Origin of the sequence: Sphingomonas sp. MA1305 (assembly GCF_016107325.1) — a bacterium.
Taxonomy (GTDB): domain Bacteria; phylum Pseudomonadota; class Alphaproteobacteria; order Sphingomonadales; family Sphingomonadaceae; genus Sphingomonas.
In genome coordinates this window covers 625,217-649,987 of record NZ_RCVT01000002.1, presented here as the reverse complement: position 1 = coordinate 649,987, position 24,771 = coordinate 625,217, and the positions used below count along the sequence as shown (strand labels likewise).

Genomic DNA, 24,771 nt, shown 5'->3' with positions numbered 1-24,771 from the left:
GTATCGCGCCAAGCGCTCATGGCCCGTGCGCGTACCTCCCGCCCCGCCCCCCGATCGCCCTGGCGCCGCCGGCTGATCGTCTCCATCCAGATCCTGGTCGGCCTTGCCGTGCTCGCGATCGGCGCGCTGGTCGTCGCCGTCTATGTCGCGCGCTCGCAGCTGCCGAGTTTCGACCAGTTGAAATCCTCGCCCAACGGCCAGATGATCCGCGTCCATGCCGCCGATGGCACGGTGATCGTGTCGCTCGGGCCGAGCTATGGCGAATGGCTGCCCTACGATCGCATCCCGACGGTGATGCGCGACGCGACCGTCGCGGTCGAGGACCGGCGCTTCTACCAGCATCCCGGCGTCGACCCGATCGGCGTCGCGCGATCGGTGATGGTCCGGTACGAGCGCGGCCGCTGGATTCAGGGCGGATCGACCATCACCCAGCAGCTGGCGCGCAACGTCTTCCTGAACAACCAGAAGAAGTTCGGGCGGAAATTCCGCGAATGGATCCTGGCGCTGGCGCTGGAGCGGAAGTTCTCCAAGGACCAGATCCTCGAACTCTACCTCAACAAGGTCTATTACGGCGGCGGCGCCTATGGCATCGACGCGGCGAGCCGCAAGTTCTTCGGCCATGGTGCCGACAGCCTGAGCCTGTCAGAGGCGGCGGTGATCGCCGGCCTGGTCAAGGCTCCGTCCAACTATTCGCCGACCGCCGACGCGCAGGCCGCGGTCGGCCGCGCCGGCGTGGTGCTCGACGCGATGGTGCGCAGCGGCGCGATCAGCCGCACCCAGGCGGACAATGCCGATCCGCAAGGGCTGAAGCTCGCGCCCGAGCCGCAGCAGAATTCGGTACGCTACTTCACCGACTGGGCGCTGCCACAGCTCGACACGCTGATCGACGAGACGCAGGCGCCGCTGGAGGTGTGGACGACGCTCGACCTCGGCATGCAACGCGCCGCCGATGCCGCGATCCGCAGCAACGCCCCGAATGGCGCGCAGGGCGCGCTGGTCAGCCTGGATCGCGACGGCGCGGTCAAGGCGATGGTCGGCGGCAAGGACTATGTCTCGTCGATCTACAACCGCGCGACCCAGGCGCAGCGCCAGCCGGGTTCGGCGTTCAAGCTGTTCGTCTACCTCGCCGCGCTGGAGGCCGGGCACAAGCCCGAGGACACGATCGTCGACGAGCCAGTGACGATCGACGGCTGGAGCCCGCGCAACGATTCCCGCCACTTCTCCGGCCAGGTGACCCTGCGCACCGCGTTTGCCTATTCGCTCAACACGGTGGCGGCCAAGCTGGGCCAGGAGGTCGGCTTCACCACCGTCGCCGACATGGCGCGGCGGTTCGGCATCACCACGCCGGTCAACACGCATCCGTCGATGGTGCTCGGTACCTCCGACGTGCGGCTGATCGACATGACCCGTGCCTTCGCCAGCGTCGCCGCCAAGGGCGTAGCGGTCGCGCCCTATGGCATCACCCGCGTCACCGCCAACGGCCAGACGATCTACACGCACGAGGTCGATCGCAGCCACGTGCTGGTCGCGCCCTCTGTCGCGGCGGAGATGACCGACCTACTGCAGACCGCGGTCAACACCGGCACCGGCCGCCAGGCGCAGATCGGCCGGCCGGTGGCAGGCAAGACGGGCACCACCACCTCCACGAAGGACGGCTGGTTCCTCGGCTTCTCGTCGGGGCTGACCACCGGCGTGTGGATGGGCCGCGACGACGCCAAGCCGATCCCCGGCCTGCACGGCGGTACCGCGCCGGCGCGCGCCTTCGCCGATTTCATGAAGGTGGCGGTGGCGAACCGGCCGATCGAGCAGTTCGACACGCAGGTGACCCTGCCCGAATGGCAGCTGGAGCCGGACGAGGAGAGCTATTTCGGCCAGCCCGACAATGGCGCGGCGATGGTCGACGAGGACGGCAATCCGCTGCCCGCCCAGCCGCAGGCGCAGGTCGGCGACGAGCAGGACGGCGACGGCAGCGAGCCGCCGCAGGCGCGCACCCAGCCGCAGCAGCAGCTCGACGATCTGATCGACCGGGTCACCGGGCGCGACGCGCCGCGCGAGGATCGGCGCGGCGACGGCCGCGATCCGGCGGCGCCGGGGCGGCAACCGCTCGCCACCGGTCGCCAGCCGCTGCCGCCGCAGCGTCAGCTGCCGGACGAGCGTCCGTACCAGTGAAGCGCGGCGCCGTGCGCGCGTAGCCAGGCGCGCGCCGCATCGGGATGCTGCCCGTCGGGATCGCCGGCATAGAGTCGGGCGACGACCGCGTGGAAGGCGGGCGAATGGTCCATGTGGACGCGGTGGGCGACCTCGTGCGCGGCGGTCGCGCGGCGGACCCAGCCGGGGGCGAGGATCAGCCGCCAGCTGTAGCGGATCGCGCCGTCCTGCGCGCAGCTGCCCCAGCGGCCGCGCGGATCGCCGACCGCGACCTTGCTGACCGTCACGCCGGCCCGGGCCGCATAGACGGCGGTATCGGCGGACAGGACGGCGAGCGCCTGCGCGCGCAGCCACGCCTCGACCCGGCGCGGCACCGTCTCCGCCGGGCCTGACAGCGACAGATTTGCCCCGTCACGCTCGACGCGGCGGCGGCTGCCCGGCGCCCAAGCGATGGTCAGCGGCGCGTCGGCGACAGGTAGCATTGTGCCCGGGGCGAAGGGCACCGCCTGCGGCAGCGCCGCGCGTTGCCCCCTGATCCAGTCCGCCTTGCCCTGCGCCCAGGCGAGCGCCGGCTTCAGCGCCGCGCGGCGCGGCAGCACCAGGCGTACCGCGCCGCTCGCCGGGTCGACGACCAGCCGGATGCGCCGCGCAGTCGGGTGGCGGACGATGTCGATGGCGAGGTCATCCGCCGCGCCCGCCGCTGCCCCGCTCACAACTCGCGGTCGACGACGTGATTCTCGATGTCGCCGACGTCGTCCTCGCTGACCGTCCAGCCTCGTACCGACTGGCGGGCGGCATGCACCGTCTCGCGGTCGCCGGAGATCAGATAATGCCAGTCGGGCAGCGGCCGCCCTTCCGCGCGCAACCGATAGGCACAGGTGGCGGGCAGCCAGTCGATGTCGCGCACATTGCCGGCGGTCAGCCGCACGCATTCGGGCACATAGGCGCGGCGATGCTTGTAGTCGGAGCAGAAGCCGCTGCGCCGGTCGAGCAGCCGGCAGGCGACGTTGGTCGGATAGACCTCGCCCGTCTCGTCGTCCTCGAGCTTGTGCAGACAGCATTTGCCGCAGCCGTCGCACAAAGCTTCCCATTGTCCGCGGTCGAGCCGCTCGATCGGCAGCTCCCAGAATTTGCTCATGATGCCCAGCGTCTGATCTCGTCGGCGGTCGCCTGCGCGCCCTGTTCGGTCGGCAGCAGCGCGAGCGGCTTGCCCTGTGGGTCCATCAGATAGGTCTGGCGGCTGTGGTTGACCAGATAGCCGCCGCCCGGCTGCTCGGCGCCCTTGCCGGCATAGATGGCGAAGGCCTTGGCGACGGCGGTGGTCGCCGCCCGGCTGCCGGTTAGGCCGACCATACGCGGGTAGAAGGCGCCGACGAAGCGCTTGAGCACCGGCGGCGTGTCGCGGGCGGGGTCGACGGTGATGAAGATCGGCACGATCCGCCTGGCCAGATCGGGATCGCTCTTGTCGAGCAGCGTCATCGCCTGGCCGACGGTGGCCATGTCGGTGGGGCAGACGTCGGGACAGAAGGTGTAGCCGAAATAGACGATGCGGTATTTGCCGGCGAAGTCGCGATCGGTGACGGTGCGGCCGTCCTGATCGGTCAGCGTGAACGGGCCGCCGATCTTCGCGCCGGCGAGCGGCGCCTCGGCCGGGGTCGCGCTTCCCTGGCAGGCGGCGAGGAGCAGCGAGGCTGCAATCGGCAGGACACGCAGAATGTTCATGACCGTGCCAGCCATGATCTGTTACCGGCGGACGGGCAAGTCCGCTTCCACGCCCGAGGACCCATGATGACCGTCCGTCCGCTTCTCGCCGTCGCCCTGCTGCTCACCGCCGCGCCGCTCGCCGCGCAGCAACAGTCGGACAGCTACAAATTCCTGTCCGCGATCGAGAAGGAAGAGGGCAAGACGGTCACCGACATGATCGAACAGCCGGGCAGCACGATCATCAACACGCGCTCGACCACCAGTGGCAAGGGCGCGCTGCATATCCTGGTCAGCCATCCCGGCGCGCTGTTCTTCCAATATCTGCTGCAGCACAAGGCGGACCCGAACATCCGCGACAGCCGCGGCAATACGCCGCTGATCCTGGCGGCGATGGCGCAGCGCGAGGATCTGGTCACGCTGCTGCTGACCTACAAGGCGAACATCAACCTCGCCAATGCGCAGGGGCAGACGCCGCTGATCCTGGCGGTCAACAACCGCGACCTGTCGATGGCGCGGCTGTTGATCGCCAAGGGCGCCGATCCCGACCAGACCGACAACCTGGCGGGCCTGTCGGCGCGCGATTACGCGCTGCGCGACGCGCGCAATCCGGCGCTGGTCGCGCTGTTCAAGGACCTGCCGAAGAAGACGCGGGCGGCGGTGGCGGGGCCCAAGCTGTAGAAGACGCTGTCGTTTTCCGCGAGTCTTGACAGAATTGACGCCTGGACGGGGAAACGGTCCTACCCCCGCGGGCATCGATGACGCGACAATGAGAAAGAGCGGGCGGTCTCTTCGGCAAGGCTAGCGGCGGCGGAACGTGTAGGACAGCCGGAATTCAGAGGCCGACGCAATCCGCCACCTCGGCGAAATCGCGCGCGATCGCGTCGACCCCGATCGCGCGCAGGCGGTCGGCATGGCCAGGCCCGCAATGCGCGCCGGCGACGAGGCCGATGACGAAGCCGCCGCTCGCCACCGCGCCGGTCGCGCCGACCGGCGAATCCTCCAGGATCGCGCAGCGTTCGATCGGCACGCCGATCGCGCGGGCGCCGTACCAATAGAGGTCGGGCGCGGGCTTGCCGCGGGCGACGTGTTCGCGGCCACTGTAGACATGGTCGCCGAAGACGTCGGCGAGGCCGATATGATCGAGATGCCGTCGGATCCAACGCGTGTAGCTGGACGACACCACCGCTTTCGGCAGGTCGCGCGGCAGCGCGCGGACGAAGGCGACCGCCCCCGCGACCGCATCGACGCCCTCCGCCATCGCGCGGGCGTCTTCCGCCGCGCGCGCCGCCTCGAAGTCGGCCGGCAGCGGGCCGCCGATCCAGCGGCGGATCGCGTCGCGGAAATCGTCACCGGCCAGCCCCATGAAATGCGCCATCGAATCCTCCGGCGTGGTCGGATGGCCGGCGGCGGTGAGCAGTTCGGCGAGGTGCCGGTTGCCGGCATATTCGCTTTCGATCAGCACGCCGTCGAAGTCGAAGAGGAGGCCGTCGAACCTCATGCCGCCGGCACCATGCGGGGGCGTTCGCCGAATAGCGCGCTGCCGATGCGGACATGGGTGGCGCCCAATGTCACCGCGGTGGCGAAATCGGCGGACATGCCCATGCTGAGCCCGGCGAGGCGGTGGTCGCGCGCCAGCTTGGCGAGCAGGGCGAAATAGGGCGCCGCCTCGACGTCGGCGGGCGGCACGCACATCAGCCCGATCACCGGCAGGTCGGCGGCCCGCGCGCGGGCGAGCAAATCGGGCAGTTCGGGCAGCGCGCAGCCGCCCTTCTGCGGCTCGTCGCCGATATTGACCTGGACGAAACAGTCGGGCCGGCGCCCCTGCCTGTCCATCGCGCGGGCGAGCGCGTCGACCAGCGACGGCCGGTCGACGGCGTGGATCGCGTCGAACAGCGCGACCGCCTCGTCCGCCTTGTTGGACTGGAGCTGGCCGATGCCGTGCAGCACGACATCGGGATGGCGTTCGCGCAGCGGCGGCCATTTGGCGGCGGCCTCCTGCACGCGATTCTCGCCGAAGACGCGCTGGCCGGCGGCGAGCAGGGGTTCGATCGCCGTGGCGTCGTGCGTCTTGGAGACGGCGATCAGCGTGACGTCGCGCGGGTCGCGGCGCGCGATCGCGGCGGCGGCGGCGATCTCCGCCAGGATCGTGGCGCGTGCATTGGTGTCGGTCATGCGCGCCGCTATAGCGTCGGCGTGCGCGATCTGAACCGTAATCTCGATCCCCGACGCGCCGCCTGGCTGATGACCGATGCGCGGGTCGGCGACGTGATCGCGGCGATCCGCGCGCTGCCGCCGGGCGCCGGCATCGTCTTCCGCCAGCGCGAGCTGGCGCGCGGGGCCCGCCATGCGCTGTTCCTGCGCGTCCGGCGGCTGGCCAAGGCGCGACGGATGCGGCTGAGCGCGGCCGGCGGCTTGCCGGGGGCGGCCGCGCATGGCGGCCGGCGCGCCGCCACCCATCCCGCGCATGACCGGCGTCAGGCGATCGCGGCGGTGCGCGCCGGCGCGACATTGCTGTTCGTGTCGCCGCTGTTCGCGACGCGATCGCATCCCGGCGCCGCCGCGCTGGGACCAGGCCGCGCCGTGCCGATCGCGCGTGGCTTGCCGGTGGCGCGGATCGCGCTCGGCGGCATGGACGGGCAGCGCTGGCTGCGGCTGCGCCGCTACGGCTTCGACGGTTGGGCGGCGATCGACGCCCTCGCCGTCGCGCCCGCTCACGCCGGGCGGGCGGCGCCCTCCGGCGCGCGAGCCGGCTCGATCAGGTCCCAGCGGTTGCCGTAGAGATCCTCGAACACCGCGACGATGCCATAGGGTTCGTGCCGGGGCGGTTCGACGAACCGGACGCCCCGGTCGGTGAAGGCGCGGTGATCGCGGGCGAAATCGTCCGTTTCGAGGAACAGGAAGACGCGCCCCCCGCTCTGGTCGCCGACCGCCGCCCGTTGCCGGTCCCCGACGGCCCGCGCGAGCAGCAGCGCGTGGGCGGCAGCCGGCGGGGCGACGACGACCCACCGTTTCCCCGCGGCCAGCGCAGTGTAGTGCGAAGCACGAAGCCGAGGCTGTCGACGAAGAACGATATGGCCTCGTCATAGTCACGGACGAGGAGGGCGGTCATCGCGAGGCGCTGGGACATCCCGCGACGCTGCCCGATGTCGCCCGACGAGCCAAGGTCTGCGACGGGCGGCGTCGGGGCAATCCAACGCCGGACCTTCGCAGCTCTGGCTTCGCTTACGCCGGGTCCGCGCGCCAGGCTCGCGGGGCCGCTACGAAGGATGGGCGAACGCACCTCTCCGCCACCCGCGCGGGAAAGCGCCTTCAGCCCCCGTCCGCCACCTCTTCCGGCCGCGCCCAGATCATCTCGCCGCGGCCGAGCGCGCGGCCGTCGTGGGCGTGCACCGTCACCGGCGCCACCGGCCGGCGGTCGCGCGCGTCGACCAGCACCGGGAAGGCCGGCTGGCACGTCTCCCAGCGTTCGCCCCATTGGCGCAGCGCGACCATCGTCGGCAGCAGGGCATAGCCCTTTTCGGTCAGTGAATAGCGGATCTTGCGGCGGTCCGCCGGCATCGCCGCGCGCTGCAGGATGCCATGGTCGACCAGCCGTGCCAGCCGATTGGCGAGGATGTTGCGCGCGATGCCCAGCTCCGACTGGAATTCCTCGAAATGGTGCAGGCCGTTGAACGCGGCGCGCAGGATCAGGAACGCCCAGCGCTCGCCCATCGCCTCCAGCGCCGCGGGCAGGCTGCATTCCTTCAGCGTCTCGCGCAGGTGGTCCATGGCCCTGCCGTACCGCAAACGCGCGCGAGCGGCAAAAACGATCACGCTGATCGGCAACAAACCATTGCCAAGCCGTGGCGGCCCGCCCCATGTACATGCTGTGCTGCGGCAATATGAACTGGTCGACCGGGTGCTCGATTACGACCCCGATGCCAACGAGGCGCTGCTCAACCGCGCCTACGTCTTCTCGATGCACGCCCATGGCAGCCAGAAGCGCGCCAGCGGCGACCCCTATTTCAGCCATCCGATCGAGGTTGCGGGCATCCTGACCGACCTTCGGCTCGACGACGAGACGATCGCCACCGCGATCCTGCACGACACGGTCGAGGACACGGTCGCCACCTCGGAAGAGATCGAGCGCGTCTTCGGTCCCAATGTCGCGCGGCTGGTGGACGGCGTCACCAAGCTCAGCAAGATCGAGGCGCAGACCGAGAACGAGCGCGCCGCCGAGAACCTGCGCAAGTTCCTGCTGGCAATGTCGGACGACATCCGCGTGCTGCTGGTCAAGCTCGCCGACCGGCTGCACAACATGCGCACGCTCCATCACATCCCCAAGCCGGAGAAGCGGCGGCGCATCGCCCGCGAGACGATGGACATCTATGCGCCGCTCGCCGAGCGGGTCGGCATGTACGAGTTCATGAAGGAGATGCAGACGCTCGCCTTCGAACAGCTCGAGCCGGAGGCGTATCAGTCGATCACCAAGCGGCTGGAGCAGCTGAAGGCGGGCGGCGGCGACCGGATCGCCAAGATCGGTTCGGGCCTCAAGCTGCTGCTCGCCCGCGCCGGCGTCGAGGCGGAGGTGACCGGGCGCGAGAAACACCCCTATTCGATCTGGCGCAAGATGAGCGAGCGCCACATCAGCTTCGAGCAACTCAGCGACATCATGGCGTTCCGCGCGATCGTGCCGACGGTCGAGGATTGCTATCGCGCGCTGGGGATCATCCACCGCCGCTGGCCGATGGTGCCGGGGCGGTTCAAGGACTATATCTCGACGCCCAAGCGCAACGGCTATCGCTCGCTGCACACCAGCGTGATCCATGCCGACAATGCCCGCATCGAGATCCAGATCCGCACGCCGGACATGCATGCGGAAGCCGAATTCGGCCTCGCCGCGCACTGGGCGTACAAGGAAAAGAAGGTCCGCGCCGACAGCCAGCATAGCTGGATCGCCGATCTGGTCGAGATCCTCGACACCGCCGGCAGCCCCGAAGAGCTGCTCGAACATACCCGCATGGCGATGTATCAGGATCGCATCTTCGCCTTCACGCCGAAGGGCGAGCTGATCCAGTTGCCCAAGGGCGCGACGCCGATCGATTTCGCCTATGCGGTGCACACCGATCTCGGCGACCAGGCGGTCGGCGCCAAGATCAACGGCCGCGTCGTGCCGCTGTCGACCGTCATCGAGAACGGCGACCAGGTGCAGGTGCTGCGCTCCAAGGGCCAGGTGCCGCAGCCCGGCTGGCTCAACTTCGCGATCACCGGCAAGGCGCTGGCGGCGATCCGCCGGCATCTGCGCCATACCGAGCGGGCCGAGCAGATCGCATTGGGCCGCACCTTGTACGAGGATATCGTCCGTCGCCTGCCCGCCGCGCTGTCGCCCGACGCGCTCGACCATGCGGTGGCGCGGCTCAAGCTGCCCGACGAGCCGGCGCTGATGATGGCGATCGCGCGCCGCCACCTGTCCGACGTGCAGGTGATGGAGGCGCTGATGCCGGGTTCCGCCGGCACCGATGCGGCGCGGCTGGCGCCGCAGTCGACCGCCATCTCGATCAAGGGGCTGACGCCGGGTGTCGCCTTCGACCTGGCGGAATGCTGTCACCCGGTGCCGGGCGACCGCATCGTCGGCCTGCGCCGCCCCGACGCGGGGATCGAGGTGCATGCGATCGACTGCCCGGTGCTCGCCGAACTGGCCGAGCGCGGCGCGGACGAGACCGACTGGGTCGACGTCGACTGGGGCGACCAGTCCGACGGCGCGGTGGCGCGGATCAGCGTGCAGGTGAGGAACGAGCCCGGCGCGCTCGGCATCGTCTCGACGATCATCGGCGCCCACAAGGCGAACATCATCGCGCTACGATTGGATACGCGCGACACGATGTTCCACACCAACGTGATCGACGTCGAGGTTCATGACGTCCACCAGCTGATGCGCCTGATCGCGGCGCTGCGCGCCGCAGACGCGGTCAATGCGGTGGAGCGGGTGTAGCGGTGTTAACCCGCTACACTCCGCGACATATCGTCAGGAATATCGATCCGAAATATCAAAAGTGATGTTGTAATAGGAATCGTATTTCAAGGAGCAACTTGCCGGTTGATCTTTGACGCTACCATTCGCCGATGCGGCATCTCCCGCCTTTGCGCCCGTATCGGATCGGTACGAATAATAGAATGTACAGGTGCCGGTCGAGCCATTCGCTCTCGTAAAGGTGGCATCGAACGATAGATAGGTGTAGCGCTCCCCGATGTCGGGATCGCCCATGCGGTGACGGCTGCGCATCGATTGATTGGGCTCCAAAGTGCCCTCGATACGATCACTGATCGTCCCGTCGCCATTGGCCGTGCCGTAGCGGCCAGACCAGTCGACATTGGAAATGGTGACGGTATATTTCGTATCGTTGACCAATTTCGCCCAGATTTCGGCACTGGAAATCGTGCTGCAAGTCGCAACCGTCGGCATGCCCAGGGCGCCCAGCGCCGCAGCCATTCCAACAACAAGTCGTCGCATATTAGTCATCTCACTTCTCCCAATATGGCGTGATGCCGTTTTCCTCGAGCAGTGCCTTCATCTGAGCCCAGAAGTCGGGAAACAGCGTTCCAAGATCGTAATGATCATTGTCGATATGGACGACGTTATTGAGCCCGCCCGCCACCGAGGCGCCGCGAAGATCTCTGATGTCAATCAGCGCCTTGCCCATCTGCATATTGTAGAAGAAGGCATTGCCGAACTTGGCCCCGCGGAAGTTGGTGCCAGCGACCAGATCGGATGATTTCATCGCCGGTTTGTCGCCGTAGAAGTCCTTCACCACCGGTGTGGTACTCACGAATTGAGTATTGGAAAAGTCATATCCGGAAAAATCCATACCGCTGATGTCGCAATCGCAGATAAACGAGTTTCTGAAATTTTTTTTCTTGGTCGAGAAATCGACATTCCTTAAATCGGTGCTCTGCAAGCACAGTTTTGTATCACTATTGCGGAGGGTTGCGCCGTCCGCTTTACAAAAGCCCAAGACTACTTTTCCGCCATTGATGTTGCTGAAGTCGGCATCGGTGGCATCCACGCCGGCAAGAACCAGGCCGCCTTCGAAGCCCTCGAAGTCCGCACCCCTTGCGGTCCCCTCCAGAAAATGGAGCGAACTACCGTCGGATTTCGCGTCCGTGCGCACTCCCTTGAAAATCGCCCCGTCGCTGGTGGAGTCATTGATGTCAGTGTAATTCTTGAACTCCGCCCCGGTGAAGTCGGCCTTGGTCAGGTTGACATCTTTGATGATGTAGCATGGCCCCCAACTTTGAACCGCGGTCGGCGCGAGCTGGAAGTTGCTGCCGAAGGTTGCACCGGCGAACTTCGCCGCGGTAAAATCGGATTTGTCGAGATCCGTCTGGTCGAAGGTCGCCTTGGCGAAGCTCGCGCCCGCGGCGCTGACGCCGTGGAGGTTGGCGTGGCTGAACGTGGCGCCGTCGAAGATCGCGCCGGTCAGCGTCGCCCCGCTGAGATCGACCCCCGTCAAATCCTTGCCGGTGAGATCGGCCCCGCTGAGGTTGGCGCCGCGGAGATCGAGCTTGGTCAGATCGACGGCACGCAGATCTTGGCCATGCAGGTCGAGCCCCGGCGGGGCGGGCGCCGCGCTGGCGGCGGGCGCGGGTGCAGGAGCAGTCGGGGAGGCGGATGCCGCCGGCGCACCCTGCGCGGTCAACACCACCGCCGCGCCGCCGCTGTACAGACGCTGCAGGCCCTGCGTGCCGGGCGCGAGCGCGGCACCGGCTGGCTGCTCCGCCGCAGCCGGCGGGACGTCTATGACTTTCTCCTTGCCACTCGGCCGCAGCGGTGCGGCCGTCACGGCTTCGCTGACGATCATCGCGCTTTCTCCCACGCACCGACCCCAGCTTCATTGTAGCGGGACGGTGGCGAGAAAAAGCTGACGATCCGGCGACTATCTTTTAACTAACTAGGACGTCACGAGTCTTTCTTTCAAAGATGATCAGTTTACGTGAGACCGGATGGAAGATCCGAGTCCATTAGCCGGGACTCTCAAATTGAATAGCATCCGGACAATGTCTTGTTTGAACTGGATGTATTGCGGCCACAGATCATGCGATCGTGCGTTATAAGCACTAGATTCAGTGACATCGAAGCGATGCGGAGTGAATCACCCGCAGCGGCATCAACGGACGCGCGCCACCCGCTCGACCACCCACAGCATCGCCGTCGCCACCGCCCCGCCGATCAGCATGTCCGCCAGATAATGCGTCCCCTCCACGGGCGTCGACAGCAGCATCGCCGCATTGAGCGCGAGCAGCGGCCAGCGCAGGCTGCGGATCGGCCAGGCGGCGCGGACGTAGATCACCGCCGCCGCGGTGTGGAAGCTGGGCGCGGAGACGAGGCCGCGGAGATGGGCGAGGTCGATCACCCGCACGCTGTGATCGCGCAGCGCCGGGATCAGCCCCTGCTGCCATTGCTCGCTTTCGGGCATGTACGGGATCGACCCGTGCCAGAGGTAGGAGAAGGGTCCCACCGCCGGCATCAGGGCGTAGAGCGCCAGCGTCGCCACCGCGGTCAGCCAGAAGGCGGCGAGGAAGCGATGCGCCGCCCCGCGATCGCCCGACCAGGCGGCGTGGCCGAGCAGGATCGCCGGCGTCAGATAGATGCTGCGATAGGCGGCAAGGCCCAGCACCTGCAGCGACGGATGCGCCGCGACCGTGCCATACCAGGCGAGCCAGTCGAAGCCCAAGGCCGCGTCGATCCGTTGCAGCGCCGCATCGTGGAAGCCTTGCGTCAGCGCCGCGATCGGATAGCTGGCGACGGCGCCGATCAGGGCGATCGCCGTGAACAGCGCATAATATTCCGCGCCGGCGGCGAGCACATCGCCATGGCGCCAGCCCGTCCGCCCGGCGCCGAGCCGCAGGGCGAGCGCGCACCCGCCGCAGAGCCAATAGGGACGGTTGCCGCCGCTCATCGGGTCGATCGTCAGCTCGCTGGCCCGCATCAGCAGCGCGACGACCAGGCCGCTGACCACCACCGCCAGCCAAAGCAGCAGGCCCGGAACGCCGGCTGCGGCCGCGGTATCTGGTCCCGATACTGCGAGGGGCGGAAGCGGGCGATCGGCGGCTGGGTATTGAGTCGGCACGGGCGCGTCTTCATCTTACAAATTCGTGACAGTCCCGCCTCTGCCACGAAAGCTTTCACCAGGATGAACGAGACGCGAGGCCGGCGCGTCGGTGCGACGCACCGCCCCGCCCTCCAGACGCCGGCGCCGCTGTAGCGGGCGTCGGGTCCCGGTCGGCCTCCCGCGGATGGCCAGACTTCGATCATGGCGTTCCCGGACGCGAGACGACATGCGCTCGCATTTACCGGGACGTGACCGGTCAGGCGTGACAGGCGGATGACGCCGCCGGTGCAAGCCGCTACAAGGCGCGCCATCATGCACCGCCCCGCCCTGTCCGTCGTCATCCCCTGCTACAATGAAGCCGCCTGCCTGGAGCTGCTCCACGCGCGCGTCTCGGCGGCGGCGCGCGACGCCGTGGGCGAGGATTACGAGATCGTGCTGATCAACGACGGTAGCCGCGACGACAGCTGGCCGGTGATGCAGCGCCTGTCCGCCGCCGACCCGCGGCTGGTCGCGATCAACCTGTCGCGCAACCACGGCCACCAACTGGCGCTGACCGCCGGGCTCGACCTGTGCAGCGGTGCGCAGATCCTGATCATCGACGCCGATCTGCAGGACCCGCCGGAGCTGCTCGCCGACATGCGGCGGACGATGGCCGATCAGCAGGCCGACGTCGTCTATGCGGTGCGCCGCAAGCGCGAGGGCGAGACGATCTTCAAGAAGGCAACCGCCGCCGCCTTCTACCGCGTGCTCGACCGCGTCACCGACACGCCGATCCCGCTCGATACCGGCGATTTCCGGCTGATGAGCCGGCGCGCGCTCGACGCGCTGCTGTCGCTGCCCGAACAGGCGCGCTTCATCCGCGGCATGGTCGCCTGGGTCGGCTTCCGCCAGGTGCCCTTCCCCTACGATCGCGCCGAGCGCCATGCCGGCGAGACCAACTATCCGCTCGGCAAGATGGTGCGGCTCGCCTTCGACGCGGTCACCGGCTTCTCGACCGCGCCGCTACGCTTCGCCAGCCACGCCTCGGTGATCCTCGCCGGCGCGTCGCTCTTGCTGCTGATCTACATCCTGTGGGGCTTTTTCGAGGGCTCGCCGGTGCAGGGCTGGACGTCGACGATGCTGGTCGTCACCGTCCTGTCGGCGGTGCAGATGTTCGTGCTCGGCATGATCGGCGAATATCTCGGCCGGCTGTACATCGAGAGCAAGAAGCGCCCGCTCTATCTGGTCGCCGACATCGCCGGACCGGTGAAGGGCCATTCGACCCTGGGCTTCAACGCGGCCGAACCCTCGCCGGAATTCGACGCCGGCGCCTAGGCCGGCTCGGCCAGCGTAACGATCGACACGCCGGGGGTCAGCGGCACCCGGCCGACCGCATGGCGTTCGAGGCGGAAGATCGTCTCGAACAGCGTGTTGAGCGGCCTGGCCGGCGGTGAATCGTCGCTGTCGTCGCGCCCGGTCAGCCGCCCGGCGATGCGCGCCGCGGCGGCGAGCGGGAAGAGCAGCGAGTTGAAATAGGTCAGCTTGCGCGGCGTCAGGCCCGCCGCGCCGATCGCCTTGGCCAGCCCGGCCTTGGAATAGCGGCGGTGGTGGTGGTTCACCACGTCATGCGCGCTCCACATCCATTGGTGGGCAGGTACCGCGATCAGGATCTTGCCGCCTGGCTTGAGCAGCGACTTCATCGCGGCGAGCGCCGCGACATCGTCCTCGATATGCTCGACGACGTCGAGCACCGCGACCAGATCGTAAGACGCCCGCGCGACGCCGGGCAGCGCGGGCAGCGGCGCATCGCCGACCGGCTTGCCCAGCCGCTCGCTGGCGATGGCGCGCGCGGCGGGATCGATCTCGATCGCGTCGACCGACCCGAATTGCGCGAGCATCGGCAGATTGTGCCCGGTGCCGCAACCGATCTCGAGGATGCGCGCGCCCTTCGGCAGCGCGGCGTAGCGGGTCAGATAATCGCTGAGGATGTCGCGGCGGGCGCGGTACCACCAATGGGTGGAATCATGCGCGGCCATGCGGTCGTAGACGATGCGATCCATGATTTAAGCGAACACCAGCCAGCGATTGAGGATGAAGGTGAAGATGGTGGCCAGCGCCACTGCGGGAATGAGGATCACCCAGCCGGGCAGGCCGAACTTGGCGGTGCCGATCCAGGTCACCAGCGCGTTCAGCGCCATGCCCGATCCCTGGACGGCGATGAACTGCATCTGCTGCTGCCAGCCGCGGCGGGCGTCGTTCAGCCCCTTAAAGCTCCAGCGGCTGTGCAGGACATAGCCGCAGGCCACCGCCACCAGAAAGGCCGGCGGCACGGCATAGACGGCATGCTGCCGCGCCAGCACGAACAGGGTGAGCGGCAGATAGACCGCCGAATAGATCAGCGTCGACACGCCCCCGGCGATGCCGAAGCGCAGCAATTGCCCGCGCATGTCGTCGGCCTGGAGGATGTGGAGCAGGGCGGGAGCTTCCCTCGTCATCGTCTCCGCCCTAAAGGACGGGGACCGGGAACGGCAATTGTTATTCGAAGGGCGTCTCGCTTGACCACTCCTCCGCGCGGCCGGCTTCAAGCCGAGCTGGACCGCCACTGGATCGCGCTCACCCTGGTGGCGTGGCTCGCGGTGTCCGCCTGGTATGTCGGCCACGACTGGAACATGGTGCGCTGGCTGTCGCTGGGCGACACCGACGACAATATGCGGCTGATGCAGGTGCGCGCCTGGCTGAACGGCCAGGGCTGGTACGACCTGCGCAACTATCGGCTGAACCCGCCGCAGGGCTTCGACATCCATTGGAGCCGCATCGTCGACCTGCCGATCGCCGGGCTGATCCTGTTCTTTCGCCTGTTCACCAGCAACGCCTGGGCGGAGCGGCTGGCCTGCGGCATCGCGCCGCTGCTGCCGCTGTCGATCGCGATGCTGGGCGTCGCGGCGACCGTGCGGCGGCTGGTCCATCCGCTCGCCTGGCCGCTGGCGATCGTCTTCCTGCTCGGCACGTCGGCGACGATGCTGATGTTCCTGCCCGAGCGGATCGACCATCACGGCTGGCAGCTCGCGATGCTGAGCCTGACCGTCGCCGGCCTGTGCGATCCGCGGGCGTTGCGCGGCGGCATCATGGTCGGGCTGGCGAGCGCGGTCAGCCTGGCGATCGGCCTGGAGATGCTGCCCTATTGCGCGATGGCCGGCGCCATCCTGGCGCTGCGTTGGGTGTGGGACGCGGCCGAGGCGGACCGATTGGGCGCCTATGCGCTGAGCCTCGGCGGCGGCAGCGCGATCGGCTATGCCGCCTTCGCCTCCTATGCCAATGCCGCGATGCGCTGCGACGCGCTGACGCCGGTCTGGCTGTCGGTGATGGTTGCGGCGGGCGCGCTCCTGTTCGTGATGGCGCGGGTGTCGCCGGCGAGCCGGGCGGCGCGGCTGGCGATGGCGGTGGTCGCGGGCGGCGTGATCGTCGCCGGCTTCGTGCATTTCTTCCCGCAATGCCTGGGCCGGCCGGAGGGCGTGTCGCCGGAGCTGCAGAAGAACTGGCTGGACAATGTCCGCGAGGCCAAGCCGATCTACAAGCACCCGTTCCGCCTGGGCTTTCCGATCGCGGCCCTGCCGGTGGTCGGCGTCGTCGGCGTCATCCTCGGCACCTGGCGCGCGCGGCGCAGCCCGGCGCTGATCGGCTGGGCGGCGGTGGCGCTGTTCGTCACCTTCGCGACGCTGATGCTGCTGTGGCAGGTGCGCGCCGGGCCGGCGGCGCAGCTGCTCGCGGTGCCCGGCGCGACCGCGCTCGGCTTCGTCGTGCTGCCCTGGCTGCTCGGCCATCGCAACCCGCTGGTGCGGATCGGCGGCACGGCGGCGGGCTTCCTGATCGTCTCCGGCCTGTTCGCCGGGCTGATCATCAAATATCTGCCGGTCGACGTGCCCAATGCCTATACCAAGCGGGTCAACCGCTCGACCGGCAATTGCATCCGCTACACCGTGCTGCGGCCGCTCAACCTTTATCCGGCGCAGACCGTGTTCACCTTCGTCGACCTGGGGCCGCGGCTGATCACGCTGACGCATCACGATGCGATCGCCGGCCCCTATCATCGCAACGGCGATGCGATCCTCGACGTGCAGCATGCGTTCGGCGGATCGGAGCAACAGGCGCACGCGATCATCCGTCGGCACGGCGCGACGCTGCTGCTGCTCTGCCCGAACATGGCGGAATCGACCAACTACCGCGCGCGCAATCCGGGCGGCTTCTACGACCGGATGGCGCATGGCTGGGTACCGGGCTGGCTGACGCCGCTGCCGCTGCCCAAGGATTCGCCGCTACGGCTGTTCGCGGTGGATGGAGCGCCTCAGCCGTTCCAGCAACGCGTCGAGCGATAGACCATCTGTCCGCAAGCCCTCCCGACCAAGGGAGAGTTTGCGGACGGCGATCAGCCCAGGCTCTTCGAGGCCTGTTCGAACAGATCCTTCGACAGGCCCGGCGTGGCGACGATCCGTTCGAGTTCCTGGCGCATCTTTTCCGACCGGCCCGCATCGAAGCGGCGCCAGCGGCCGAGCGGCGGCAGCAGCTTCGCCGCGGTCTGCGGGTTGAGCTTGTCGAGCGCGATCAGCTGGTCGGCGAGGAAGCGATAGCCCGATCCGTCGGCGGCGTTGAACGCGCGCTGGTTGACCCCGAACGCGCCGACCAGCGCGCGGGCGCGATTGGGGTTGGCGAGCGTGAAGTCGGGATGCCGTGCCAGCTGCGCAACCAGCGCGGCCGTGTCGTCACGCGACGATAGCGCCTGCGTCTGGAACCATTTGTCGATGACCAGCGCATTGCCGGCATAGCGATTGTAGAAGATGTCGAGCGCCGCCTCGCGCTCGTCGGAATGGCCGTTCGCCAGCGTGGTCAGTGCGCCCTGCCGGTCGGTCATATTGTCCGCCGCCTCGAACTGGCGGAAGGCGAGGCCGGCGGCGTCCGCCGCGCCGCTGGCGGCGATATAGCCGAGCGCGACGTTGCGCAGCCGGCGGCCGCCCTTGGCGCCAGGCGAATAGACATAGGGGCCCTGCGACGCCTCGGCATAGGCGCGCCGCCACTGATCGGCGAGGCGACGGCCGAGATCGCGACGCAACGCCTCGCGCGCGCGGAAGATCGCGTCGGGATCGACCACCGCCAATTGATCGCCGATGAAGCTTTCCGACGGCAGCAGCACCGCCTCAGCGACAAAGGCGGGATCGAGATCGCCATTGTCGAGCGTGTTGGCGACCGCGGTGATCACAGCCTCGTGATCCGCGCGCGCGCCATCGATGGCGCCGGCGACGAGCGTGTCGAGCATCAGCTGCTGCATCGCCTCGTAGCGGGCGAAGGGATCGTCGTCATGCGCCGACAGGAAGGCGAGTTCGGCGGCGCTGCGATCGCTCTCGACGATCACCGGCGCGGAAAAGCCGCGGTTGATCGACAGCACCGGCCGTTCGCCGATGCCGTCGAAGACGATCGTGTCGGCGGCATCGGTCAGCATCACCAGCCGCTCGTCGCCGAGCGGCCGGCCGCTTTCGCCGCCGAACAATTTGACCTTGAGCGGCAGCACCATCGGCGCTTTGACCGGCTGGCCCGGCGTCGCCGGAACGTGCTGGGCGAGACGCAGCGTCGCGCGCCCCTCGCCCGCGGTATGCGCCAAGCTGGCGGAGACGCGCGGGGTGCCGGCCTGGCTGTACCAGAGGCGGAACTGGGTCAGATCGACGCCGCCCGCCTGCTCCATGCAGGCGACGAAATCCTCGCAGGTCGCGGCGGTGCCGTCGAATTGGCGGAAATAGAGATCGGTCGCCGCACGGAACTTCACCGGGCCGAGGATCGTCGCCATCATCCGGATCAGCTCGGCGCCCTTGTTGTAGATGGTCGCGGTGTAGAAGTTGCTGATCTCGAGGTAGCTTTCCGGCCGGACCGGGTGCGCGAGCGGACCGGCATCCTCCGGGAACTGCGCCGCGCGCAGGCCACGCACGTCCTCGATCCGCTTGACCGCGGCGGAGCCCTGATCCGCCGAGAAGCCCTGGTCGCGATAGACGGTGAAGCCTTCCTTCAGCGACAGCTGGAACCAGTCGCGGCAGGTGATCCGGTTGCCCGACCAATTGTGGAAATATTCATGTGCCACGACCGCCGCGATCGCGTCGTAATCATAGTCGGTCGCGGTGTCGGGATCGGCGAGGATGTAGCGGCTGTTGAAGATGTTCAGCCCCTTGTTCTCCATCGCACCGAAGTTGAAATCGTCGACCGCGACGATGTTGAACACGTCGAGGTCGTATTCGCGGCCGTAGACGCGCTCGTCCCACGCCATCGACAGTTTCAGCGCGTGGAGCGCATGGTCGGTCTTGGCGATGTCCGCCTCGCGCACCCAGATGCCGAGCTGCACCTCGCGACCCGACATGGTCGTGAAGCTGCCGCGGTTGACCGCCAGGTCGCCGGCGACGAGCGCGAACAGATAGGAGGGCTTGGGGAAGGGATCGTTCCATTCCGCCCAGTGGCGGCCATCCCCCGCCTCGCCCTGCGCGACCGGATCGCCATTGGCGAGCAGCACCGGGAAGCGCGTGGGGTCGGCGGTCATCCGCACGGTGTAGCGGCTGAGCACGTCGGGCCGGTCGGGGAAATAGGTGATGCGGCGGAATCCCTCCGCCTCGCATTGCGTGCAGAGGTTGCCGCCGCTGGCGTAAAGACCCATCAATTGGGTGTTGCGCTCCGGCGCGATGGTAACGACCGTCTCGACGACGTGACGCTCGCCGGCGAGCGGGATGACCAGCTGTTCGCCTTCGATCCGCCAGTCGTTGACCTGGCGTCCATCGACCATGACCGACTCGGGTTGCTGCCCGGCGCCGTCGAGGCGCAGCGGCTGGTCGTGCGCACCATTGCGGCTCACCGACAGTCGGGCGGTGACGCGGGTGGCGGCGGGATCGAGATCGAAGTCGAGATGCGTGTCCGGCACCAGCCAGGCGGGCGGGCGATAATCGCCGCGCTGGATGACGGCGGGCTGGGCGGGGGCGTTCTGGACGTCGAGCATCCGCTACCTATACCCGGCGCGCCCAGGAGTTCCATGTTCCTTGCTCCTGCGTCGAAGGAAGGGTGGCCGTCACTCCCCTCCCGCAAGCGGGAGGGGAATGGCGACCTTGCACCCGGCCCGCGCTGTGCTACCCCGCTGCCACACATAAGCCCGCCAGGGGCACAGGGGACCTGCCGACATGATCTCGAAGATTGGCGCGCTGGCGCTGCTCGCGCTCTCGACCTCCGCGCTCGCCCAGACGGGGACGGCGCCTGCCGCCCAGCCTGCAGCGACGCCGCCGGCCTCGTCCTACACGCCGCTCGACGTTGCCGCGATCAACGCACCGCTGCCCGCCGATCAGGCGGCGATGAAGGCGCATGTCCTGTTCCTCGCCTCCGACGCGATGCGGGGCCGCGAGGCCGGCAGTCCGGAATTCGACATCGCGGCGCAATATGTCGCCGCGCAATTCTATGCCGCGGGCCTGCGCCCGGCAGGCGACGCCGGCGGCTATCTGCAGACCGTGCCGCTGACGACGTACAAGGCCGCGTCGAAGGGCGACATGGTCTGGACCGGTAAGGGCGCCCAGCCGCAGACGCTCGTCTTCGGGGAGGATTTCGTGCCCAGCGCCAACCCCGCCGCGGCGGAGACCAGCGTCTCCGCGCCCGTGGTCTTCGTCGGCCGCGGCATCGTCGCGCCGCAGTACAAGATCGACGATTATGCGGGGGTCGACGTGCGCGGCAAGATCGTCGCGATCTTCGCGGGCGCGCCCGATTCCTTCGGTGGCGAAGAGCGCGCCTATTTCAGCAGCCCGGCGACCAAGGCGTGGATCGCCGCGCAGCATGGCGCGGTCGGCGTGGTGACGATCGACACGCCGCGCGCCGGTCCGCGGGCGCGGCCGTTTTCCGCGCTGGCGCAATATTACGATTCGCCGCGCATGACCTGGGCCAAGCCAGACGGCACCGGCACCAGCCCGGCCGCCTCCACCCCCTATCTGGGCATGCTGAGCCAGGCGGCGGCGGCCAAGCTGTTCGCCGGCGCGCGGACGCCGTGGACGACGATCGCCGCCCAGGCGCAGGGCGACAACCCCGTCTACAAGCCGGTGGCGCTGGCCGGCACGCTGACCGTCACCACCAAGACCGCCTTCACCCCGGGCAAGAGCAGCAACGTGATCGGCGTCATCCCCGGCACCGACCCGGTGCTGGGCAAGGAGGTGGTGATCCTGTCGGCGCACCTCGACCATATCGGCGTCAGCCCGGAACGGCCCGGCCAGCCGACGAACGCGGACCGGATCAACAACGGCGCGCTCGACAATGCGATCGGCATCGCCAGCCTGATCGAGGAAGCGAAAAAGTTCACCGCGAGCGGCCAGCCGCCGAAGCGCACCGTCATGTTCCTGGCAGTGACCGGCGAGGAAAAGGGCCTGGTCGGATCCGACTATTTCGCCAACCACCCGACCGTGCCGCTCAAGACGATCGTCGCCGACGTCAACCTCGACATGCCGGTGCTGCTCTACAAGTTCGAGGACATGATCGTCTTCGGCGCCGACCGCTCGACGCTGGGGCCGATCGTCAAGACGGCGGTCAATGCGCAGGGCGTCGACCTGTCGCCCGACCCGATGCCGGAACAGGGCTTCTTCGTCCGCTCCGATCACTTCAACTTCGTCAAGCAGGGCATTCCCAGCGTCTTCCTGTGGCCGGGGATGAAGGGCGAGGGGCGCGCCAAGTTCGAGGATTTCCTGTCGCACCGCTACCACCGGCCGGGCGACGACCTGACCCAGCCGATCCTGTGGGACCAGGGCGTCCGCTTCGTCGCGACCAATTATGCGATCGCGCGTCAGATCGCCGACGGGCCGGTGCGGCCGATGTGGAACAAGGGCGACTATTTCGGCACCACCTACAAGGGCGTGATGACCAAGTGACGCGATGCTGCTGATCTTCGGCCTCGGCTATACCGCCAGCCGCATCGCGGCGGCGTGGCCGGGGACGGTGGTCGGCACGACCCGCGACGGGCGTGACGGGACGCTGCGCTTCGACGACGAAGCGGCGGTGCGTGCGGCGCTGGCAACGGCGAGCCATGTGCTGTCGTCCGTGCCGCCGGAGGGCGAGACGGACCCAGTGCTGGCGCGCTACGGCGATGTCCTTCCGTCACCCCAGCGCCAGCTGGGGTCTCTCTCCACCGGCACAGCCCCCACGGCCAGAGACCCCAGCTTGCGCTGGGGTGACGAAAAAGGGTCGTGGCTCGGCTATCTGTCGTCGACCGGCGTCTATGGCGGCACGCAGGGCGCCTGGGTCGACGAGGGCGCCCCGACCGGCGGTGGCCGGCGATCGGCGCGGGCGGCGGCGGATGCGGCGTGGCTGGCCCGAGGGGCGCGCGTGTTCCGGCTGCCCGGCATCTACGGCCCCGGCCGGTCGCCGCTCGAGCGGGTCCGCGAGGGGCGCGCGCATCGCGTCGGCTTGCCCGATCAGGTGTTCAGCCGGATCCATGTCGACGACATCGTCGCCGGCGTGCTCGCCGCCCGTACCGCGCCGGCGGGGGCGTACAATCTCGCCGACGATTATCCGTGCGCGCAGGACGACGTTGTCGATTATGCCGCGGCCTTGCTCGGCCTGCCCGCGCCGCCGCTGATCGATCTCGCCAGCCTGTCGCCGATGGCGCGCGGCTTCTATGCGGAGAACCGCCGGGTCGCCAACGGCAAGGCGAAGCGCCTGCTCGGCTGGGCGCCGCGCTACCCCGATTACCGGTTCGGCCTGCGCGCCCTCAGCGCCACGACCAGCCCGATGCCGGTCAGCACCGCGCCGGCCGCGGCGAGCGGCGACCAGCGATAGCCTTCGAACAGCGTCGACAGCAGCATCGCGATCACCGGCACGATAACGCTGGAATAGGCCGCCTTGGCCGGGCCGATGACGCGCAGCACGCGATAGTAGAGCGGGAACGACAGGGTCGAGCCGAACAGGCCGAGATAGGCGATGCCCGCCCAATAGCTGATCCGCCATTCCACCACCGGCGGCCCGGTTAGCGCAAAGGCGAGCGTGCCGTCGATCGCCGCGCCGGCCAGCATCGCCAGCGCCAGCGTGCTGAGCATCGGATAGCGCCGCGCAGTTGGCGTCGCCTGCAGCACGTTGGCGCTCGACGCCGCGAGGATCGCGCAACCGGTCAGGCCGAGGCCGGCGAGCGTGTCGGCGAGACTGCCGGCGCCGCTGCGCGCCTCGTGCAGGAAGAGCAGGGCGATCCCGGCCATCGCGATCAATGAGCCGACGACCAGCTGCCGTCCCATCCGCTGGCCGAGGAAAAGACGCGCGAACAGCGCATTGGGCACGAGCAGCAGCGCGAAGGCGACGGCGACCAGACCGGAGGTGATGTGCCGTTCCGCCCGGTAGACGAAGTTGAAGTTGAGGCAGAACTGGCAGATGCCGACGCCCAGCACGAACAGCCAGCCACGGGCGTCGAGCCGGAAGCTTTCCCGCTTCACCGCGGCGACGATCGCCATGGCGGTGCCGGCGACGATGAAGCGGTAGGTCACCGACCAGTTCGGCGGCACCACGCCCAATTGGTCGCGGATCACCAGCCAGGTCGAACCCCAGACCAAAGTGACGATCGCGAACGGGATCAGGATCGCCGCGCGGGTCGATTGCGGCGGCGCGGCCCCGCTCATGACCCGAACCTCACAGTGTGCCGATCGCGGCGGCGAGCGCCGCGACCTGGCTCTCGTCGCTGTCCCAGGCGGTGACCAAGCGGATCTCGCCCGCCGCCCAATCGTAAAAGTCGAAGCCCTGCGCGCGCAGTGCCGCCGCCTCGTCGGGCGTGGCGCGCAGGAACACCTCGTTTGCCTCGACCGGATGGACCAGCCGCGATCCCGCCGCACCCGCCAGCGCCGCGGCGCGCGCATTGGCGGCGCGGCCATTGGCCAGCCACAGATCGTCCTCCAGCATCGCCAACACCTGCGCGGCGAGATAGCGGCCCTTGGAGAAGAGCAGGCCGGCACGCTTGCGGCGGTATTTCGTGACGGCGGCCAGATCGGGGCGGAAGAAGACGAGCAGTTCCGCGCTCATCGCCCCATTCTTGACGAAGCCGAACGACAGGGCGTCGACGCCGGCGCGCCAGGTCACCTCGGCCGGCGAGCAGCCGATCGTCGCCACCGCATTGGCGAAGCGCGCGCCATCCATGTGCAGGCCCAGCCCGCGCGCCTTAGCGAGATCGCCGATCGCGGCGACCTCGGCCGGCGTGTAGACCCGGCCATATTCGGTGGCGTTGGTGATCGAGATGGCATGCGGCTGCACCCGGTGGACGTCGTCGGGGATCGCGTCGATCACCGCCGCGATCGTCTCCGGCGTCAGCTTGGCGCCGTCGCCGTCGGCGAGGAACAGCTTGGCGCCATGGGTGTAAAATTCCGGCGCGCCGCCCTCGTCATTCTGGATATGCGCGTCGCGGTGGCAGACGACGCCGCCGTGCGGCGGGCAGAGGGCGGCCAGCGCCAGGCAATTGGCGGCGGTGCCGGTCGGCACCCACAGCGCCGCGACCTCGGTGCCGAACAGATCGGAGACGCGCGCGTCGAGCGCCTGCGACCGGGCATCGCCGTCATAGGCGGTGTCGAGCGTGTTGGCCTGGGCGATCGCGGTCATCACCAGCGGATGAACGGCGGCGGCATTGTCGGAAAAGAAGCGCATGCCCGCGTCCATGCGGCGGCGACGCGTCGCATCCAACCGAGAAAATGCGCGTCACCGCCCGGACATCTTTCGCAATTTTCTTGCGATGTGTCTTTTCCACAACACTCATCGCCGGTCGCGCAGCGCCGGTGCGTGAAAATGGTGATGGAGATCAAGATGTTCGGTTGGATCATGGGCGGACTGCCCT

Annotated in this window: 23 protein-coding genes; 8 read left to right on the top strand and 15 right to left on the bottom strand. The window is 68.4% G+C overall.

Annotated elements, in window-relative coordinates:
- Positions 1-18: 18 nt before the first annotated feature.
- Complete coding sequence (locus tag D9601_RS11010; RefSeq protein ID WP_198354051.1) at positions 19-2,169, top strand: transglycosylase domain-containing protein; 2,151 nt, start codon at positions 19-21, stop codon at positions 2,167-2,169.
- Here the strand turns inward: D9601_RS11010 and D9601_RS11005 are convergent.
- Genes D9601_RS11005 through D9601_RS10995 form a run of 3 tightly spaced genes read right to left on the bottom strand, consistent with a single transcriptional unit; the run spans position 2,139 to position 3,870 of the window.
- Entirely contained in the window at positions 2,139-2,861 is a 723-nt protein-coding gene (locus D9601_RS11005) for a M48 family metallopeptidase (RefSeq protein WP_332837980.1), read from the bottom strand. The two genes, D9601_RS11010 and D9601_RS11005, sit on opposite strands and share 31 nt — an antisense overlap.
- Positions 2,858-3,286 (bottom strand): YcgN family cysteine cluster protein, encoded by a 429-nt coding sequence (locus D9601_RS11000; protein WP_198354050.1) that lies wholly within the window; start codon positions 3,284-3,286, stop codon positions 2,858-2,860. The genes D9601_RS11005 and D9601_RS11000 overlap by 4 nt, the downstream gene beginning before the upstream one ends.
- Positions 3,283-3,870: an SCO family protein gene (locus D9601_RS10995; protein WP_198354049.1), complete on the bottom strand. Its 588-nt coding sequence runs from the start codon at positions 3,868-3,870 to the stop codon at positions 3,283-3,285. The genes D9601_RS11000 and D9601_RS10995 overlap by 4 nt, the downstream gene beginning before the upstream one ends.
- A gap of 66 nt (positions 3,871-3,936) precedes the next feature.
- On the opposite strand from D9601_RS10995, the gene D9601_RS10990 reads away from it, so the two are divergent.
- Positions 3,937-4,530, top strand: coding sequence for an ankyrin repeat domain-containing protein (locus D9601_RS10990; protein WP_198354048.1), 594 nt, complete (start codon positions 3,937-3,939; stop codon positions 4,528-4,530).
- A gap of 154 nt (positions 4,531-4,684) precedes the next feature.
- Here D9601_RS10990 and D9601_RS10985 read toward each other — a convergent pair whose 3' ends face one another.
- Positions 4,685-5,350 carry an HAD family hydrolase gene (locus D9601_RS10985; protein WP_198354047.1) on the bottom strand — a complete coding sequence of 222 codons (666 nt, stop codon included), beginning with the start codon at positions 5,348-5,350 and terminating at the stop codon, positions 4,685-4,687.
- Positions 5,347-6,024: a YggS family pyridoxal phosphate-dependent enzyme gene (locus D9601_RS10980; RefSeq protein WP_198354046.1), complete on the bottom strand. Its 678-nt coding sequence runs from the start codon at positions 6,022-6,024 to the stop codon at positions 5,347-5,349. Before D9601_RS10980 ends, D9601_RS10985 begins: the two co-directional genes overlap by 4 nt.
- Before the next feature lie 21 nt (positions 6,025-6,045).
- Here D9601_RS10980 and D9601_RS10975 point away from each other — a divergent pair, with 21 nt between their 5' ends.
- A complete protein-coding gene (locus D9601_RS10975) occupies positions 6,046-6,630 on the top strand; it encodes a thiamine phosphate synthase (RefSeq protein WP_332837978.1) in 585 nt (194 codons plus the stop codon).
- Here the strand turns inward: D9601_RS10975 and D9601_RS19815 are convergent.
- Together D9601_RS19815 and D9601_RS10965 are read right to left on the bottom strand one after the other, a co-directional pair.
- Positions 6,564-6,818, bottom strand: coding sequence for a VOC family protein (locus D9601_RS19815; protein WP_232474145.1), 255 nt, complete (start codon positions 6,816-6,818; stop codon positions 6,564-6,566). The genes D9601_RS10975 and D9601_RS19815 overlap by 67 nt on opposite strands.
- A gap of 343 nt (positions 6,819-7,161) precedes the next feature.
- Positions 7,162-7,620, bottom strand: coding sequence for a winged helix-turn-helix transcriptional regulator (locus D9601_RS10965; RefSeq protein ID WP_198354045.1), 459 nt, complete (start codon positions 7,618-7,620; stop codon positions 7,162-7,164).
- 100 nt (positions 7,621-7,720) lie between these two features.
- Between D9601_RS10965 and D9601_RS10960 the strand changes: the two genes are divergently transcribed.
- A complete protein-coding gene (locus D9601_RS10960; RefSeq protein ID WP_198354044.1) occupies positions 7,721-9,823 on the top strand; it encodes a RelA/SpoT family protein in 2,103 nt (700 codons plus the stop codon).
- Positions 9,824-9,856: 33 nt separating this feature from the next.
- Here the strand turns inward: D9601_RS10960 and D9601_RS10955 are convergent, their stop codons facing one another.
- The 3 genes from D9601_RS10955 to D9601_RS10945 all read right to left on the bottom strand — a co-directional run bounded on the left by D9601_RS10955 (position 9,857) and on the right by D9601_RS10945 (position 12,851).
- A complete protein-coding gene (locus D9601_RS10955; RefSeq protein ID WP_198354043.1) occupies positions 9,857-10,321 on the bottom strand; it encodes a hypothetical protein in 465 nt (154 codons plus the stop codon).
- 31 nt (positions 10,322-10,352) lie between these two features.
- Entirely contained in the window at positions 10,353-11,690 is a 1,338-nt protein-coding gene (locus D9601_RS10950; protein ID WP_198354042.1) for a pentapeptide repeat-containing protein, read from the bottom strand.
- 306 nt (positions 11,691-11,996) lie between these two features.
- Complete coding sequence (locus D9601_RS10945; RefSeq protein ID WP_332837977.1) at positions 11,997-12,851, bottom strand: phosphatase PAP2 family protein; 855 nt, start codon at positions 12,849-12,851, stop codon at positions 11,997-11,999.
- 402 nt (positions 12,852-13,253) lie between these two features.
- Here D9601_RS10945 and D9601_RS10940 point away from each other — a divergent pair, with 402 nt between their 5' ends.
- The gene (locus tag D9601_RS10940; protein ID WP_198354041.1) at positions 13,254-14,255 is read left to right on the top strand and encodes a glycosyltransferase family 2 protein; all 1,002 of its coding nucleotides are present in this window, start codon (positions 13,254-13,256) and stop codon (positions 14,253-14,255) included.
- Here D9601_RS10940 and D9601_RS10935 read toward each other — a convergent pair.
- Together D9601_RS10935 and D9601_RS10930 are read right to left on the bottom strand one after the other, a co-directional pair.
- Positions 14,252-14,980 carry a class I SAM-dependent methyltransferase gene (locus D9601_RS10935; protein ID WP_198354040.1) on the bottom strand — a complete coding sequence of 243 codons (729 nt, stop codon included), beginning with the start codon at positions 14,978-14,980 and terminating at the stop codon, positions 14,252-14,254. The genes D9601_RS10940 and D9601_RS10935 overlap by 4 nt on opposite strands.
- A gap of 3 nt (positions 14,981-14,983) precedes the next feature.
- Positions 14,984-15,415 (bottom strand): GtrA family protein, encoded by a 432-nt coding sequence (locus D9601_RS10930; protein ID WP_198354039.1) that lies wholly within the window; start codon positions 15,413-15,415, stop codon positions 14,984-14,986.
- Between the two features lie 60 nt (positions 15,416-15,475).
- On the opposite strand from D9601_RS10930, the gene D9601_RS10925 reads away from it, so the two are divergent.
- Positions 15,476-17,293, top strand: a complete 1,818-nt coding sequence (locus D9601_RS10925) for an AcrB/AcrD/AcrF family protein (protein ID WP_198354038.1) — start codon at positions 15,476-15,478, stop codon at positions 17,291-17,293.
- Between the two features lie 50 nt (positions 17,294-17,343).
- Here D9601_RS10925 and pepN read toward each other — a convergent pair whose 3' ends face one another.
- Positions 17,344-19,941, bottom strand: coding sequence for an aminopeptidase N (gene pepN, locus D9601_RS10920; protein ID WP_198354037.1), 2,598 nt, complete (start codon positions 19,939-19,941; stop codon positions 17,344-17,346).
- A 178-nt stretch (positions 19,942-20,119) separates the two neighbouring features.
- Between pepN and D9601_RS10915 the strand changes: the two genes are divergently transcribed.
- Both D9601_RS10915 and D9601_RS10910 read left to right on the top strand, forming a co-directional pair.
- A complete protein-coding gene (locus tag D9601_RS10915; protein WP_198354036.1) occupies positions 20,120-21,838 on the top strand; it encodes a M28 family metallopeptidase in 1,719 nt (572 codons plus the stop codon).
- 4 nt (positions 21,839-21,842) lie between these two features.
- Positions 21,843-22,745: an NAD(P)-dependent oxidoreductase gene (locus tag D9601_RS10910; protein ID WP_198354035.1), complete on the top strand. Its 903-nt coding sequence runs from the start codon at positions 21,843-21,845 to the stop codon at positions 22,743-22,745.
- On the opposite strand, the gene D9601_RS10905 is transcribed toward D9601_RS10910, so the two are convergent.
- Entirely contained in the window at positions 22,655-23,572 is a 918-nt protein-coding gene (locus tag D9601_RS10905; protein WP_198354034.1) for a DMT family transporter, read from the bottom strand. The two genes, D9601_RS10910 and D9601_RS10905, sit on opposite strands and share 91 nt — an antisense overlap.
- A 10-nt stretch (positions 23,573-23,582) precedes the next feature.
- Entirely contained in the window at positions 23,583-24,584 is a 1,002-nt protein-coding gene (locus D9601_RS10900; RefSeq protein WP_198354033.1) for a threonine aldolase family protein, read from the bottom strand.
- Positions 24,585-24,771: the final 187 nt, after the last annotated feature.

What these genes read in the sequence shown, in the direction of transcription:
- D9601_RS11010 (WP_198354051.1), top strand. Translation starts at nt 19, where the DNA reads ATGGCCCGTGCGCGTACCTCCCGCCCCGCCCCCCGATCGCCCTGGCGC.
- D9601_RS10950 (WP_198354042.1), bottom strand. Translation starts at nt 11,690, where the DNA reads ATGATCGTCAGCGAAGCCGTGACGGCCGCACCGCTGCGGCCGAGTGGC.
- D9601_RS10930 (WP_198354039.1), bottom strand. Translation starts at nt 15,415, where the DNA reads ATGACGAGGGAAGCTCCCGCCCTGCTCCACATCCTCCAGGCCGACGAC.
- D9601_RS10990 (WP_198354048.1), top strand. Translation starts at nt 3,937, where the DNA reads ATGACCGTCCGTCCGCTTCTCGCCGTCGCCCTGCTGCTCACCGCCGCG.
- D9601_RS10900 (WP_198354033.1), bottom strand. Translation starts at nt 24,584, where the DNA reads ATGCGCTTCTTTTCCGACAATGCCGCCGCCGTTCATCCGCTGGTGATG.
- D9601_RS10985 (WP_198354047.1), bottom strand. Translation starts at nt 5,350, where the DNA reads ATGAGGTTCGACGGCCTCCTCTTCGACTTCGACGGCGTGCTGATCGAA.
- D9601_RS10965 (WP_198354045.1), bottom strand. Translation starts at nt 7,620, where the DNA reads ATGGACCACCTGCGCGAGACGCTGAAGGAATGCAGCCTGCCCGCGGCG.
- D9601_RS10910 (WP_198354035.1), top strand. Translation starts at nt 21,843, where the DNA reads ATGCTGCTGATCTTCGGCCTCGGCTATACCGCCAGCCGCATCGCGGCG.
- D9601_RS11000 (WP_198354050.1), bottom strand. Translation starts at nt 3,286, where the DNA reads ATGAGCAAATTCTGGGAGCTGCCGATCGAGCGGCTCGACCGCGGACAA.
- D9601_RS10995 (WP_198354049.1), bottom strand. Translation starts at nt 3,870, where the DNA reads ATGAACATTCTGCGTGTCCTGCCGATTGCAGCCTCGCTGCTCCTCGCC.
- D9601_RS10915 (WP_198354036.1), top strand. Translation starts at nt 20,120, where the DNA reads ATGATCTCGAAGATTGGCGCGCTGGCGCTGCTCGCGCTCTCGACCTCC.
- D9601_RS10935 (WP_198354040.1), bottom strand. Translation starts at nt 14,980, where the DNA reads ATGGATCGCATCGTCTACGACCGCATGGCCGCGCATGATTCCACCCAT.
- D9601_RS10955 (WP_198354043.1), bottom strand. Translation starts at nt 10,321, where the DNA reads ATGGCTGCGGCGCTGGGCGCCCTGGGCATGCCGACGGTTGCGACTTGC.
- pepN (WP_198354037.1), bottom strand. Translation starts at nt 19,941, where the DNA reads ATGCTCGACGTCCAGAACGCCCCCGCCCAGCCCGCCGTCATCCAGCGC.
- D9601_RS10980 (WP_198354046.1), bottom strand. Translation starts at nt 6,024, where the DNA reads ATGACCGACACCAATGCACGCGCCACGATCCTGGCGGAGATCGCCGCC.
- D9601_RS10940 (WP_198354041.1), top strand. Translation starts at nt 13,254, where the DNA reads ATGCACCGCCCCGCCCTGTCCGTCGTCATCCCCTGCTACAATGAAGCC.
- D9601_RS10905 (WP_198354034.1), bottom strand. Translation starts at nt 23,572, where the DNA reads ATGAGCGGGGCCGCGCCGCCGCAATCGACCCGCGCGGCGATCCTGATC.